Below are 428 nucleotides of genomic sequence, written 5' to 3'. Positions count from 1 at the left end.
CACCATCGCCGCTGACGGCACCTGGACCTATGTCATGAACGACGCTCATGATGAGTTCAAGGCAGGCCACGACTATACCGACAGCATCACCGTCACCACSGCSGACGGCACCAGCCAGGTGATCACGGTCACYATCCACGGCACCAATGACGCGGCCCTCATCACAGGAACGAGCACCCAGGAACTGACGGAGACCGACACYGCCCAGAACACCGGCGGCAAGCTGGATGCKTCCGAYGTCGACAGATCTGCCGCCTTCGATGTGCAGACCGATGTCGATGGCAGCCATGGCTTCGGCAAGTTCTCGATCGCCGCTGACGGCACCTGGACTTATGTCATGAACGACGCCCATGATGAGTTCAAGGCGGGTCATGACTATACCGACAGCATCACCGTGACCACCGCCGACGGCACGTCCCAGGTGGGTG

1 protein-coding gene is annotated in these 428 nt (G+C 60.9%); it reads left to right on the top strand.

Annotated features, from left to right (window positions below; genetic code table 11):
• Positions 1-428: VCBS domain-containing protein (locus AC1DYF_RS40405; protein WP_477884564.1), on the top strand; the 428-nt coding region annotated here is incomplete at both ends.

The organism is Rhizobium sp. P2_G9, from assembly GCF_056403475.1.
This window is presented reverse-complemented; position numbering and strand designations above follow the sequence as displayed.